The organism is Acidovorax sp., from assembly GCF_027492855.1.
Lineage (GTDB): Bacteria > Pseudomonadota > Gammaproteobacteria > Burkholderiales > Burkholderiaceae_C > Acidovorax.
The window spans coordinates 42,762-58,198 of the sequence record NZ_JAPUDY010000026.1; the positions used below are offsets into that span (position 1 = coordinate 42,762).

Consider the following 15,437-nt stretch of genomic DNA (forward strand, 5'->3'; position numbering starts at 1 on the left):
AGAGAGGAAGGTAATGATGCCGAAAATTGTGGTGACGCAGCCCATCCATGAAGCAGTTCTGGCGCGTCTTCGATCCGCCGGTGATGTAGTGATGAATCAAGGGCCTGAGCCCTGGAGCGAGGAAGAGCTTTACCTCCACCTGAAGGACGCCGACGCCATGATGGCGTTCATGCCTGACCGGGTAGATCAGCGAACCCTGTTGCACGCTCCCAGGCTCAAGACCATCGCTTGCGCCCTGAAGGGGTATGACAACTTTGACCTCAAGGCATGTGCGCAAGCCGGTGTCAGCGTGAGCTTCGTTCCTGACCTGCTCACAGAACCCACGGCAGAACTCGCCATTGGGCTGGCCATCGCCGCCGCGCGCCATGTGCTGGCAGGTGACGTCAGTGTTCGCAAGAGCTACGCAGGATGGCGTCCCCAGCTGTACGGAATGGGGTTGCACGGCTCGATAGTGGCGGTCGTCGGACTTGGCGCCGTTGGGCGGGCCATTGTGGACCGTCTCTGTGGCTTCGGGTGCGCTCAACTGCTGGGCGTGGACCCGCATGGTGATGACGAACGCCTGACCATGGTGAGCCTGGGTGAGGCCCTGTCGCAATCCGACTATGTCATTCTGGCCGTTCCGCTGCTGGACGTAACGCGTCACCTCGTCAATGACACCATGCTTGAAGGTGTTCGGCGGGGGCAGATCCTGGTCAACATTGGGCGAGGCTCGGTTGTGGACGAGGCTGCCGTGGCACGGGCGCTCAAGGACGAGCGCCTGGGTGCCTACGCCGCCGATGTGTACGAGATGGAAGACTGGCTGCTGGCAGACCGTCCACGCCAGATTCATCCGGAACTCTTGCAACACCCCTCCACGGTTTTCACACCCCACATTGGTTCGGCGGTGAAGAAGGTTCGCCGAGCCATCGAGTTGCAGGCTGCTGAAAATTTGCTCGTTGCGTTAAATGGTAATGAGCCGCTTGCACACTACGAGGCATCGCACTGAGCGGCTCATGTGGCAGCTTCGCACTGCTCGGTGCAGCCATGAGGTCACCACACCAGAGAATGCTTTTGGACGTTCTATGGTTCTGGCCGATCTAATTCTTTGAGAAGACCTTGGCTACGTGTTTCGGACCCGCGGGCCAACTGCGGATGCTCTTCGCAATGGTTCCGATAAGCCGTGCCGCCAAGTATCCGGGGTGGGATTCCCCCGGTTTCTCGGACGGTTTTCTGGGATCGTTGCCTACATCAACACCGACCGCAGCGGGTCGGGAGAACCAATTCATCCTTGGTGTGATCAGTTGCTCCTGCTACCTTGCCCGGCTCGCATCAATAGAGTGACCGGTCTGAGCAACAAAGCGGTCGCTTGAGACCCTGCTCGGCCAATGACCAGTTGCGCAACACGCGAACTTTCAGGCGTTAGGTTCGAGTGTCGGAGATCAGCCTCTACCTGACTTTCACCCTCCATCCTAATAGCATTGCCCTGCGATGGACGGTGACACAGACCCGTCCCTTCACCAGGACCTCTGCTTGCGGGATCAAGCAGTGACTGGACCGGTAGCAAAGAGCTCGACAGATGCCAGTCTGAGGAGCGTATCGGCATCGCCTACTGTGCCCGCCAGCCACAAGTCGTAGTCCTCCGGCGCCAGCGGAATCACGCTGCGCTTGTCCTGCTTGTCTGCGGGCAGCTTGGGATCAGGCTTGTGCATCCTGCTCATCAGCGGATGCGTATCCGCGTTGATCGTGAGCATCGTGTAGCTCTCATGCACTTCGCCGGTGGCCTTGTCGGTCCAGGTGTTCCACAGCCCCGCCAGGCCCCATGGCCTGCCGTCATTGCGGCGGAACCTCCACCACACGTTCTTTCCCGTCTCCCAGTTGGGTTCGTCAAAGTCCGCTGCTGGAATGATGCAGCGCTGACCCCGTGCCCAGGGGTGCTTGTAGCTGGCCTTGTCCTGCACTTCTTCACTGCGCGCATTGTTCGTGGGGTACTTGAGCTTGGGCTCCTTGGCAAACCAGGGAATCAGGCCCCACTGGCCCACCACCAGTTCGCGGCTGTACCCCGCATCGTCCTTCGCTCTTCGCAGGAATGGACCCTGTCCCCGTGGGTAGAGAACCGGGTCCCACCAGCGGATGGGGTTGCGGTTGCCGATGTGCCACTCCCGCTCCATGTCGAGCAAGTGTGGGGGCGTGTACCTGTTGCACATACGTGCTCCTGTTTGCTGAGCGGCCATCGTAGGCCTGTCGTGGGGTCTGTCCAAGTAGGACAACTTGGCTCTTGGATTTGAGCGCTCTTACCTCTTGCGTCTGGCATGTACTGTATATATAAACAGTATTTTAAGGAGCAAGCCCATGGACCTCATCGACACCGTCTACAGCGTTTCGCTGCATGACTACCCCTCTGATCTCCGCCCTGCCGACAGGGTGCGCATCGAGACGCGATATGCGGCCGAACTAGAACGCGCCTTTGGCAGCCCCGACAACGTTGCCGCTGCTCTGGACACCATGGAATCTCTGCAGTCGTCGCCGCCCGATATCCTGTCGCCGGGCGACCTGCAGCTGGTCCAACACTGGGCCAAGGCCAGCGCTGCCGCCCGCCAGGCAGCGCTGCGGGATGTTGGTGATGCGGAAGGCTGCTACTTCGATGTGGAGCGGGTGCCGTTCTGAGGCACCAGTCGTGGCACTGTCAGGTTGGGCGACCATGGTTCGCTGTCCACCACTGACCTGTTTACGTTGTCAAACAAGGGCTGTGTGCGTCTGACCTATGCTCGCGCAGCCCTTTTCTTCCCAATTCGCATCCTCTTGAACTCCCAACATTTTTATCGGCATCCTGCGCGCGGTATCGCTGTGTTTGTTCTGGCGCTCGCAAGCGTCTGTGCGGCCAACTCTGCATTTGGTCGGTCTCCACAATTCGACAGCGCTGCACTGCTCACGCCGGAGCCCACCAGCTTTGCGCAGTGCCCCCAGTTCTTCCCGAACGGTACCCCTCCAGCAGTTCCGCCGCAGCCGCGGTTGCGCGAGCTTTGCTACGAGGCTTTTGCTGTCCTGCACAGCGGCAGCACGAAGACGCCGGTTTTCGTCGTCCAGAGGCTCACCCGCCAAAGCATGGAAGACGCCGATGAAAAGCGGGCCAAGCGCTTCTTTGCCGATGCACGCCTGCCCAGTGCTGAACGTGCAGAACTGGAGGACTACAAGAACTCAGGCTACAGCCGCGGGCACATGGCACCTGCAGGGGATATGCCCACGCCCACGGCCATGGCCCAGAGCTTCAGCCTGGCAAACATGGTTCCGCAGAACGCCCAGCACAACGGCGGAGCGTGGAACAAGATCGAGCAGGACACGCGCCAGTACGTGAAGCGGGCCAAGGGTGATGTGTTCGTGTTCACTGGTCCCGTGTTTACCGAAAGCAGCCCGCGCATTGGGGACAACAGTGTGCGCGTGCCGACGCACCTTTACAAGCTGGTGTACGACGCCACGACACAGCGGGCCTGGGCGCATTGGCAGGCGAACCGTGAGGGTGAGGTAGCTGGGCCACCGATCAGCTATCAGGAGCTGGTCAAACGCACGGGGATTGAGTTCTTAAACAAAGGTGGTCAGCAGCGCTAAGCCCAGGCACGACTATGTCGTTTAACGCAGCCAGAAGCTCTCGTGCCACAGATGACAGGCTGCGTCCACACATGTACACATGTCTTGAATCCGTGAGAGATAGTCATATCCTCGAGGGTCGCAATTCTTCGATTTCGGCCCATGAAGGGACATGCTGCGCTCCATGAAAACCCCCGCTGCTTTCACTCCTGCTGATTTCGAGAGGTCCGTCCACAGCGTGTGCCCGGGTTCCACACCGAACTTTGATCGACGTGAGTGTTCAGACAGGTTAGTTGGCCGCATTTCACAGCTAACTGATCTGAGGGACTGGAGTTCGGTGGCACAGGCGCTGCCGGAAAGGTGCAGCGAAGTCCAATGCATCCTGCTCGTCTTGGAGTCACCCCACATCGATGAATACGGGTCCAGGCAGCCGTACACGCCCTGGCCCGCAAATGGGGTGACGGGGCGCCACATCCGCAAGCGTGTCAGATTGCTCATCCCGGAAGGTTGGAATCACGCTGACCCCCTGCTCCATCTGATCAACGCTGTCCCCTACCAGTGCTCGTTAGGAAAGTCGACGCGTTGCTACAGAAGCGAGGTGTTTCGTGAGGCATGGGACCATGGAGCGAAGGTGTATTTTCAGGAGCGACTACTACAGGCATACCGACCCGGCGACCTTATCGTGAACGCGTGCACTGTAGGAAAACCGGGCCGATCCTTAAGAGCCGACGTCGAGACTGCGATCAACGAGGTACTGCCATATTCGCTCCGCGCACGACGTGAGCACCCGTTCCGCTGGATGAGTGATGAAGCAGTGCATCGCAGTTGGTAAGGCCGCGACCGCATAGATACCGGCCCATGACGCGAACGGCTGATTGACTGGCGCAAGTCGTAGCCGCGGATCGCGGTCCGCATTGTCCAAAAGCCCGCGCGTTTATGGTCAACATGCAATTGGCTGCAGGTCGGCGCTGCGATACATTCAAATACACCGCGTCGATGCCTCAGCTGCCCTGAGTGCTACGCCACTTGCAGCACGGCTGCATACCACTGACCAATACATGCTCGACGACATCAAAAAAACCCTCTGGGCCACCGCCGACAAGCTGCGCGCCAACATGGACGCCGCCGAATACAAGCACTTGGTGCTCGGCCTCATCTTCGTCAAATACATCTCCGACACCTTCGCCGCCCGCCGCGCCGAGCTGACCGCCCGCCTCACCAACCCCGACGACGAGTACTACTACGGCGATGCCGACCCGGCCGACATCGACGCCGAGCTGGAAGACCGCGACTATTACAAGGAGGTCAACGTCTTCTGGGTGCCTGCTGATGCCCGGTGGGAGGCCCTGCGAGCCGCAGCCAAGCAGCCCGACATTGGCAAACGCATCGACGACGCCCTCACGCTGATCGAGGCCGAGAACCCCAAGCTCAAAGGCATCCTCGACAAACGCTTTGCCCGTGCGCAGTTGCCTGACGGCAAGCTGGGCGAGCTGGTCGATTTGGTGTCCACCATTGGCTTTGGCGACGACCCCGCCGTGGCCCGCGACGTGCTGGGCCAGGTGTACGAGTACTTTCTGGGCATGTTCGCCAGTGCCGAGGGCAAGCGGGGTGGGCAGTTCTACACGCCCGCCAGCATCGTCAAAACCCTGGTCGCCATCCTCAGCCCGCACGAAGGCAAGGTGTACGACCCCTGCTGTGGCTCGGGCGGCATGTTTGTGCAGTCTGAGAAGTTCATTGAAGCCCACGGCGGCAAGCTGGGCGATGTGAGCATTTACGGCCAAGAGGCCAACCCCACCACCTGGCGCCTGGCCGCCATGAACCTGGCCATTCGCGGCATTGACTACAACCTGGGCCGCGAGCCTGCCGACACCTTCACCCGCAACCAGCACCCCGACCTGCGGGCGGACTACATCCTGGCCAACCCGCCCTTCAACATCTCTGACTGGTGGCACGGCAGCCTGGAAGGCGACCCGCGCTGGGAGTTTGGCGACCCACCCCACGGAAACGCCAACTACGCCTGGTTGCAGCACATGCTGCACCACTTGAAGCCCACCGGGCGCGCAGGCATTGTGCTGGCCAATGGCTCCATGAGTTCCAGCCAGAACAACGAAGGCGTGATCCGCGCCGCCATGGTCGATGCCGACGTGGTCGAAGTCATGGTGGCCCTGCCTGGCCAGTTGTTCTTCAACACCCAAATCCCCGCCTGCCTGTGGTTTTTGGCCAAGCAGAAAACGCGCAAGGGCGAAGTGCTGTTCATCGACGCCCGCAAACAGGGCCGCATGATCAGCCGCGTGCAAGCCGAGTTGACCGACGAGACGATTGCCCGCATCGAAGCCGTGGTGGCCGCCTGGCGCGGCGAGCCGGGCGCGGGCAGCTATGAAGACGTGAAAGGCTTTTGCCGCAGCGTGCCCCTGGCCGAAATCGCCCAGCATGGCCATGTGCTAACCCCCGGCCGCTATGTGGGTGCGGAAGAAGTGGAAGACGACGACGAAGCCTTCGCAGACAAGATGCAAAAGCTCACCGAAAAGCTGGGCGAGCAGATGGCCAAGGGTGCGGAGCTGGATGCGGTGATTCGGGCGAAGCTGGGGGGGCTGGGGTATGAGTTCTGAGTGGGAAATCAGTGAGCTTGGAAAAGAGGCAATTAATGCCTCAAGAGCTTTCTCGTTCAAACAACATCCCAAGGTTGTTTTTGTCAACACGGGAGATGTGCTGAGTGGAAAATTCCTTCACAGAACTCTCTCAGACAGCGAAGGGTTGCCCGGACAGGCGAAAAAGGCGTTGAAGAAGAGCGACATCCTTCTGACGGAAATCCGCCCAGGCAATGGAAGATACGCCTACGTTGACTTTGACACCTCAAACTACGTCGTATCGACGAAGTTCATGGTCATTGAAAGCTTGGGGCGTGTTCGTTCAAGATTTCTTTACCATGTATTGACCAATCAGGCTGCTCTGGACGAACTCCAGCGAATAGCCGAATCTAGGTCCGGGACGTTTCCTCAAATAACTTTCGATTCAATCGCCCACTTTCCTGTTCCTGTTCCGCCTGATTCAGAACAAGACAAACTCGTGGAGTTCTTCGATAGCCTCGACGACCGCATCACCCTCCTGCGCGAAACCAACGCCACCCTCGAAGCCATCGCCCAGGCACTGTTCAAGTCCTGGTTTGTCGATTTCGACCCCGTGCGCGCCAAGATGGAAGGCCGCACGCCCGAAGGCATGGATGAGGCCACCGCAGCGCTGTTTCCCGATGGGTTTGAAGCGTCGGAGTTGGGGGTGGTGCCGAGAGGGTGGCAACCCGTTCGTTTGGACTCTTTTTTGGAGCTTGCATACGGTAAAGCCCTCAAAGCAGAAAACCGTAAGCCTGGTCCAGTGCCTGTCTATGGATCTGGCGGAGTCACGGGATGGCACGACACACCGCTGATTGATAGTCGTTCGATCATCGTTGGGCGTAAGGGCACAGTTGGAAGTCTGTATTGGGAAAGCCGTCCGTTTTATCCAATTGATACGGTCTTTTATGTGAAAGCCAAGCGTCCGCTGACATATTGCCATCAGCTCTTAAAGACTTTGGGCTTGCATGACATGAATACCGATGCGGCGGTGCCTGGGCTGAACAGAGAAAACGTGTATCGCTTGCTCGTTTCTGATGCTCCAGCGGAGGTGCTTGCAGCGTTCGATGCATATGCCAGTGCATTGCGCGACACCATCAACCATAACGAAGCGCAAGCCCAAACCCTCTCCACCCTCCGCGACACACTGCTCCCCCGCCTGATCTCCGGCCAGTTGCGCCTGGCTGAAGCCCAGGCACCCACCGCCGATGCGATGGCTAACTGATTCTATCCAACCCATGCTCATCTCTATTTTGATAGCTAATAACGCTTTGCCAGTAAGCGCCACAGCCACTTTTTGCTTGAAACTCGTGCATGCACTGTTGGCTCAATATCCAGGGGACATAGGCTTATGACCTTGGACCGCAATGCAGTGTTTGACCGTCTGGTGGCCGAGTTGCAGCGCCTGGGGCTCGAGGCTCAGCAGTCTCCCACGCAGGCAGTGGATTACCAGAGCTTCTTGCAGCGTTTTCCGGCAGCAGCGCTTTCCGATTTGTCACTCGACACGTACTGTGTGGGTAAGGGAGACGGTGCATCCTTTTGCTGGTGGCTAGAGCGGGGGCTGGAGCCGCTGCTGGGCCGCTACATGCCCGGCACAGCACGCGGGCACCTGCTGTACTTTACTAAAGACGGCACGGTATACAAGCACCGAAAGCTGAGCGACCTGCCTGACGCCGAGGCGCTGCGCTACACGCTCAAGGTGCATGCCGTCATTGCCGGTGCTGACCCCGCGCTAGACCTGCGCTGGGTGGATGACGATGCGCAGATTTACCAGCGCGCTGGCGTGGAGCCACGAGTAACCATGGGCGAAGGGCGCAAGCTGCGGCTGCTCGCGGCGTATTGGCCCGATGCGGTGCTGCCCATCAGTTCGTCGGACCATCTGGCGCACTTTCTGCGCGCGCTGGGTTGTGCTGCGGTGGACATCTCCCCAGCGCACCAGCCCGTGGCGCGAATGCTCAAGCTCATGGCGTACTTTGAGGCGGCACGCGAGTTGTGCCCTGGCATCACGCCGCAAGGTTTCATGAAAGCCCTGTACGCGCCTGCACTGGGCTTGGCGCCCCCGCGCCATGTCGAAGAGGTGCTGGAACACTTTGCCGCCGTGCCCAACCTGGCAGATCAACTGAAGGCGGCCGGGCAGACCGAGGCGTTTTGCCAACTGGTTCTGGCGCTGCACGAGTCGGACCTAGACTGGTGGGTTACGCGCGACGGCTCCATGCACGCCGGACGCACCGATGACCCCAAGGTATGGCAAACAGTGGTTGCGCTGGAGTTGGAGTGCTCACAGCAGGGTGTTCGGGTGCGACAAAACACCTCTGATGCACAAAACGGCGGCGATGCTGCCGCACGGCGCACTTGGCAATTGCTGGATGCCGATGGCGCCGCCCGTATGGCCGACGCAGCATCCAGCGACGTTCGCGTACCGCCCCTGACCAGCCGCGAAGCCTGCTGGCCCGATGACTACGATAGTTCGGACACCACGCTTTCGGTCTTGCTAACTCACGGAGCTATTCGCAATGGCTACTTGAAGGTGCCGAAGCTGCAAGCGTTGTTTCCGCCCGAATGCATCGCCCCCGATGAGAAAGCTTCCCCGCAGCGCAAATTCACGCTGCATTTGCCCCATGGCGAGTCCATCCAAACTTGGATACAGGCCAACCGCAACCGTCTACGCGAGCGATTCAACAGCGTTTTCGCCAAGGCGCAGTTGCAAGAAGGTGATCGGGCAGTCATACACAAAGAGGCCGATGACCGGTACCGCCTGAGTTTTCAGCGCCAAGACGGCACATCGTTGTTAGCGAGCACTGTGCCCATAGGCGCTGCGCCTAACGCGTCCACCATGTCGAAAGAGCCCCCCATGAGCGAGCCCTTAAACCAGATTTTGTTTGGCCCTCCCGGCACGGGCAAGACCTACGCCACGATTGACGCGGCACTGAAGATTTTGGACAAGCCGTTTTGGGAGCAGAACCAGGGTGACCGCGAGACACTGAAGAAGCGCTTTGATGCGCTAGCCCATGCGGAGCGTGTGCGGTTTGTGACTTTTCACCAGAGCTTTAGCTACGAGGATTTTGTGGAAGGCCTACGCGCCTCCACAGACGAAGAAACCAAGCAGCTGCGATACGAGGTGGAAGATGGGGTTTTCAAAGCACTGTGCGATACAGCGCGTGCGCTGGCGGCGCCCCAGTCATTGACGAATGTGCCTAGCATTTCTGTGCAAGGGCGCAAGGTGTGGAAGATGTCGCTGGGCGATACCCAAGGGACCGATGCCGAGGTGTATGACGAATGCCTAGAGGGCGGCTATATCTTGTTGGGCTATGGAGCACAGGTGGACTTCACCGGAGCGACCACCCGGCAGGCCATTGCAGACCGCTACAAACAAGCAGGTATTTCCATCGACAACGTACAGCGCGATTACGGCGTGACGAGCGTGATGACGTTCGTCAACCAGATGGACGTTGGGCACCTCATCGTGGTGACGGATGGGAATTTGAAGTTTCGGGCGATCGGTGAAATCATCGGTAACTATGAGTTCAAGCGGCACGAGACGCTAGAGGGCTACAGCCAAATGCGGCGTGTGCGTTGGCTGCGTACCTATTCGCCATCGCTGCCGTACACCGAGCTGATGAAGAAAAAGTTCAGCCAGATGACGCTGTACCAATTGCAGCAGAGTGCGGTGGATGCAGACAAGCTGCAGCGGCTACTGGACGGTGCGAGCACGGAAAGAGGAAGCGCGCTACCTCTAGGGCCTGTCGGGAATTCTGAGTATGTCGTCACGAAAGTGACTGATGAAGTGGTGATGCTCACCAAGCCAAACGGTAACCAACTGCCTTTCGCGCGGGCTATGTTGGAAGTTTTGGCTCAAGCGGTGCGTGACGGGGACATCACGATCGGAGACATCAAGAACAAAGAAGCTGTTGGCAAATTGCCAGGCAAAGGCCTTGAGCCGTTTTTGGTGAACGGCTATCAAAACATCTTGGCCCCTCTGGTGCAGCAACTGATCAGTTCGGGAGCAGCTCAGGAGAAAAAGGTACCGCCGGACAACTCACGTGTACTGATCATCGACGAGATCAACCGAGGAAATATCGCGCGCATTTTTGGCGAGCTGATCACGCTGATCGAGCCCTCTAAACGCACTGGCGCTGACGAGGCTTTGGAGGTGGTGCTGCCTTACTCAAAAACACGCTTCAGCGTTCCACAAAACGTTTATCTGATTGGCACCATGAACACGGCCGACCGTTCGTTGACGGGGTTGGATGTGGCGCTGCGGCGGCGCTTTGTGTTTCATGAGATGCCGCCGCGCCCTGACCTGCTGGACGATGTGACGGTGTCCGGCCTGGACGGCGTGACCATGGGCCAGATGCTGCACTCAATGAACCAACGCATTGAGGCATTACTCGATCGTGACCATTGCCTGGGGCATGCCTACTTTATGCCGCTTCGCAAGACAGCAACACTGGAGCAGTTAGGGAGCATCTTTCGCAATCAGGTGCTGCCATTACTGCAAGAGTATTTCTTTGATGACTGGCAGCGCATTCAGTGGGTGCTGAATGACCACCGGAAGGCCAAGGAGCACCAGTTTGTTCAATCTTCCAGCGTGGATGTGGCTGCGCTGTTGGGGCCTGATGCGAATGTGGCACGAAGCCCGCAAAGTTGGCGCATCAACGTGGGGGCATTTGTAATTGCACAGAGCTATCGGGGCATTGTGCAGAGTACGCCAGCGCAAGCAATTGCGTCCATGGTTTCCGGCGTGAACCCAAGCGATAGCAACTTGGCGACACCTAACCCGGCATGAAACAGCCTCCCCAGCCCGTGCGGGTGCGCGAGCATGCCTGGCTGTGCACCGATGCAGTCACTCCGTCGCTGGACTGCGCGCAAATCAGCCCCACGGCATTTGACTACCTGTGCGATTTGAGCGAGCGCTTCTCTCGGGGTGGGGCCCGCTTGGCGCAGGTGGAGGGACGGCAGCGGTTGAAGCTGGACAACTATGTGGGCGTGCTGCAAACGCCCTGCGGCACGGTAATCGAGATCGTTCCGAAACACCATGCTGAAGGGGGCAGTCTGTCCGAAGCCCGTGCACTGCTGCGCAAGATGCTATTGGCTCTGCTGGATGTGTCTGCGCGTGAAGTGGGCCCGGCTGCGCTGCAGTTGTTTGATGCACCGCTGTCTGAGTGGGTAATGCACCATTTTTTGCAAGCGCTGGATGTGCTGGTGAGCCACGGCCTGCGCATGGACTATGCGCGGGTGGAGGATGAGTTGCCGTTCTTGCGAGGGCAGCTGAACTTGAACGCACAACTGCGTCAGCCGCCGGGCAAGGGACAACACTTTCATGTGCGCCACGATGTCTATGGGCCAGACCGGGCTGAGAACCGCTTGCTCAAGCTGGCGCTAGAGCGCGTGCGCCAAGCTACGCAGTCGCCTGATAACTGGCGGTTGGCGCAGGAGTTGAGTGTTCGACTGCACGAGGTACCCGCTAGCCGCCAAGTGGCTCTTGACTTTCGGGCCTGGGGCACCGACCGGCTGCTGGCCCACTACCGGGCGGTGAAGCCCTGGTGCGAGTTAATCTTGCACCAGCACATGCCGCTGGCAGTGTCGGGCGATTACAAAGGCCTAAGCCTACTGTTTCCGATGGAAAAGCTGTTTGAGCGCTATGTGGCGCGCTGGCTGCGGCTCGCACTAGCCCCAGAGGTAGAAATGCGGACTCCGGCACGCAGCCAGTCACTGGGCATGCACGATGGATCGCCGATCTTTCAACTGGAGCCAGACATCTTTATCACCCAGAATGAAAAGCGCTGGGTTCTAGACACCAAGTGGAAGCTGCTGAACGAGGCGGACCGTCCAGGCAAGTACGGCCTGAGCCAGTCGGATTTTTACCAGCTGTACGCCTACGGGCAAAAATACCTGGGTGGTGCCGGACGCATGGCTCTTATTTACCCGCGCACCGAGCAGTTCGGGGAGCCGTTGAAGCCCTTTCACTTCGACGAGCGGCTGTCGCTTTGGGTGCTGCCCTTTGACTTGGATGCCCCGATGGATGCGGAAGCGCTACTTGGGGGCGCGTACCTAGGCATGCCATACGCAACTCTACGCACACGAGTGCATGCAACAGGTACAAACAAAAAAATCATCGAGGGAATCGCACCTTGACCGAAGACCAACTCGAACAAGAAACCCTGGCCTGGTTGCAAGACGTGGGTTACACCCACCGCTACGGCCCCGACATCGCTTTCGATGGGTCTTCACCCGAGCGTGCCGACTACCGCCAGGTCGTTCTGCCCTTTCGGCTGCGCGAAGCCATCAACCGCCTGAATCCTGGCATCCCAGTGGCTGCGCGCGAAGACGCTATCAAGCAAGTCACAGACTTGGGTATTCCCTCCCTGCTGTCGGCCAACCGCGCATTCCACAAGCTGCTGGTGGGCGGTGTCCCCGTCCAGTATCAAAAGGATGGCGAGACTCGCGGCGACTTCGTTCGCCTGATCGACTGGGCTCACCCCGAGAAGAACGAATGGTGGGCCATCAACCAGTTCACCATCAAAGGCCCGCACAAAACCCGCCGCCCCGACATCATCTTGTTTGTCAACGGCCTGCCGCTGGTGCTGCTGGAACTCAAAAACCCAGCCGACGAGAACGCCAACATCTGGAAAGCGTTCGACCAGATCGAGACATACAAGGAGCAGATCCCAGACGTGTTCCAGTACAACGAGGTGCTGGTGATCTCGGACGGCACCGATGCCTTGATGGGATCGCTGTCAGCCAACGCCGAGCGCTTCATGGCCTGGCGCACGATTGATGGGGTGAACCTCGATCCGCTGGGGCCGTTCCAAGAGCTTCAAACCCTGGTGCGTGGTGTGTTGGCACCCCAGTACCTGCTGGACTACATCCGCTACTTCGTCCTGTTCGAGGACGACGGCCAGCTGGTCAAGAAGATCGCGGGCTACCACCAGTTCCACGCGGTGCGTGCCGCCATCGAAGAAGTGGTGACTGCTTCCCGGCCAGGTGCATCCCGCAAGGGCGGTGTGGTGTGGCACACCCAAGGCAGTGGCAAGAGCATCACCATGACCTGCTTTGCCGCCCGTGTGATGCAAGAAGCCGCGATGGAAAATCCCACCATCGTGGTCATCACCGACCGCAACGATCTGGACGGGCAACTGTTTGGCGTGTTCAGCCTGGCCCAAGACCTGTTGCGCGAACAGCCGATCCAGGCACTGACCCGCCCAGACCTGCGTGCCAAGCTGGGCAACCGCCCCTCGGGCGGCATCATCTTTGCCACCATCCAGAAGTTCATGCCAGGGGAGGATGAAGACACCTTCCCGGTGCTGTCCGACCGCAGCAACATCGTGGTGATAGCCGACGAAGCCCACCGCACCCAATATGGTTTCAAAGCCACTCTCAAAGGAAAACCCGGCGAAGAGAAATACCAGGCGGGCTACGCCCAGCATCTGCGCGATGCCCTGCCCAATGCCACTTTCGTAGGCTTTACCGGCACCCCGGTCAGCAGTACCGACCACGACACCCGAGCAGTGTTTGGTGAGTACATCCACGTCTACGACATGCAGCAGGCCAAGGAAGATGGCGCCACCGTGGCCATCTATTACGAGTCCCGCCTGGCCAAGCTGCGCCTCAAAGACGAAGACCTGCCCGCCATTGACGACGAAGTGGACGAGCTGGCCGAGGACGAGGAAGAAAGCCAGCAGGCCAAACTCAAAAGCCGCTGGGCCGCCCTCGAAAAGATCGTCGGGGCCGAACCCCGTGTGGCCAGTGTGGCCGCTGACCTGGTGGCGCACTTTGATGAGCGCAGCACCGCCCAGACCGGCAAGGCCATGTTGGTGGCCATGAGCCGTGAAATCTGCGTGCACCTGTACAACGAGATCATCAAGCTGCGCCCCGACTGGCAAGACCCCGATCCAGAAAAAGGCGCCATCAAGATCGTGATGACCGGCTCAGCCAGCGACAAAGCCCTGCTGCGCCCCCACATCTACGACGGCAAGGTCAAAAAGCGCCTGGAAAAGCGGTTCAAAGACCCGGCGGACCCGCTGCGCCTGGTCATCGTGCGCGATATGTGGCTCACCGGCTTTGATGCACCTTGCGTGCACACCCTGTACGTGGACAAGCCCATGAAGGGCCACAACCTCATGCAGGCCATTGCCCGTGTGAACCGGGTCTTCAAGGGCAAGCAAGGCGGCCTAGTGGTGGACTACATCGGTATTGGCAATGAACTCAAAGCCGCCATGAAGGAGTACACCGCCAGCAAAGGCCGGGGCACCCCCACCGTGGATGCCCGCGAGGCGTACAGCGTGCTGATGGAGAAGCTCGATGTCCTGCAATCCATGCTGCATGGCTGCGATTACAGCGACTTCCTCACCGGGGGCCACCAAACCCTGGCAAGGGCCGCCAACCACATCCTGGGCCTCCGGGAAGAAGGCGGCAAGGACGGCAAACGCCGCTTTGCCGATACCACCCTGGCACTGACCCAAGCCTTCTCGCTGTGCTGCACCCTGGACGAGGCCAAGGCGGTGCGGGAGGAAGTTGCTTTCATGCAGGCCGTGAAAGTCATCCTGACCAAACGCGACATCACCGCCAAAAAACGCACCGACGAACAGCGCGATGAAGCCATCCGCCAGATCATCAGCAATGCCGTGGTGTCTGACCAGGTGGTGGACATCTTCGATGCCGTGGGCCTGGACAAACCCAACATTGGTCTTCTGGATGATGAATTCCTGGCCCAGGTGAAGAATCTGCCCGAGAAGAACCTGGCGGTGGAACTGCTCGAACGTCTGCTCGAAGGCGAAATCAAGAGCCGCTTCGGCAGCAACGTGGTGCAGGAAAAGAAGTTCTCCGACTTGCTGGGCAACGTGATCAAGCGCTACCAGAACCGCTCGATTGAAACCGCCCAGGTGATGGAAGAACTGGTCGAGATGGCCAAGAAGTTCCGCGAGGCTGCGAGCCGGGGCGAGCTGCTGGGGCTGACGGAAGACGAGGTGCGCTTTTACGATGCCCTGGCCACCAATGAATCAGCGGTCAAAGAACTCACCGACGAAACCCTCAAGAAGATTGCCCATGAGCTGACCGAGAACCTGCGCCAGAACCTGAGTGTGGACTGGAGCGAGCGCGAGAGCGTGCGGGCCAAACTGCGACTGATGGTCAAGCGGGTCTTGCGCAAGTACAAGTACCCGCCAGATCAGCAGGAGGCAGCTGTGGAGCTGATCCTGCAACAGGCACAAGTCTTCGGCGAGGATTGGGCTACGTGAGTCCTATCTGACAATTTGGACGAAGGGGCGTTGC

General features: G+C 59.3%; 9 protein-coding genes. 8 read left to right on the forward strand and 1 reads right to left on the reverse strand.

Going from position 1 to position 15,437, the window contains the following annotated elements:
* Positions 1-13: 13 nt before the first annotated feature.
* On the forward strand, positions 14-985 hold the full coding sequence (locus tag Q0105_RS04900; protein ID WP_024815576.1) for a phosphonate dehydrogenase: 972 nt from the start codon (positions 14-16) through the stop codon (positions 983-985).
* 532 nt (positions 986-1,517) lie between these two features.
* Here the strand turns inward: Q0105_RS04900 and Q0105_RS04905 are convergent.
* On the reverse strand, positions 1,518-2,183 hold the full coding sequence (locus tag Q0105_RS04905; protein WP_298209325.1) for an SOS response-associated peptidase family protein: 666 nt from the start codon (positions 2,181-2,183) through the stop codon (positions 1,518-1,520).
* A gap of 145 nt (positions 2,184-2,328) precedes the next feature.
* On the opposite strand from Q0105_RS04905, the gene Q0105_RS04910 reads away from it, so the two are divergent.
* From Q0105_RS04910 to Q0105_RS04940, 7 genes are all read left to right on the forward strand, one after another.
* Positions 2,329-2,643 (forward strand): hypothetical protein, encoded by a 315-nt coding sequence (locus Q0105_RS04910; protein ID WP_298209327.1) that lies wholly within the window; start codon positions 2,329-2,331, stop codon positions 2,641-2,643.
* Positions 2,644-2,901: 258 nt separating this feature from the next.
* Positions 2,902-3,582, forward strand: coding sequence for a DNA/RNA non-specific endonuclease (locus Q0105_RS04915; protein WP_298209420.1), 681 nt, complete (start codon positions 2,902-2,904; stop codon positions 3,580-3,582).
* A gap of 1,037 nt (positions 3,583-4,619) precedes the next feature.
* Positions 4,620-6,170 (forward strand): class I SAM-dependent DNA methyltransferase, encoded by a 1,551-nt coding sequence (locus tag Q0105_RS04920; protein ID WP_298209329.1) that lies wholly within the window; start codon positions 4,620-4,622, stop codon positions 6,168-6,170.
* Complete coding sequence (locus Q0105_RS04925; protein ID WP_298209332.1) at positions 6,160-7,392, forward strand: restriction endonuclease subunit S; 1,233 nt, start codon at positions 6,160-6,162, stop codon at positions 7,390-7,392. Before Q0105_RS04920 ends, Q0105_RS04925 begins: the two co-directional genes overlap by 11 nt.
* A gap of 126 nt (positions 7,393-7,518) precedes the next feature.
* Positions 7,519-10,953: an AAA family ATPase gene (locus tag Q0105_RS04930; RefSeq protein WP_298209334.1), complete on the forward strand. Its 3,435-nt coding sequence runs from the start codon at positions 7,519-7,521 to the stop codon at positions 10,951-10,953.
* Positions 10,950-12,302: an McrC family protein gene (locus Q0105_RS04935; RefSeq protein ID WP_298209337.1), complete on the forward strand. Its 1,353-nt coding sequence runs from the start codon at positions 10,950-10,952 to the stop codon at positions 12,300-12,302. Before Q0105_RS04930 ends, Q0105_RS04935 begins: the two co-directional genes overlap by 4 nt.
* Entirely contained in the window at positions 12,299-15,403 is a 3,105-nt protein-coding gene (locus Q0105_RS04940; protein WP_298209339.1) for a type I restriction endonuclease subunit R, read from the forward strand. Before Q0105_RS04935 ends, Q0105_RS04940 begins: the two co-directional genes overlap by 4 nt.
* Positions 15,404-15,437: the final 34 nt, after the last annotated feature.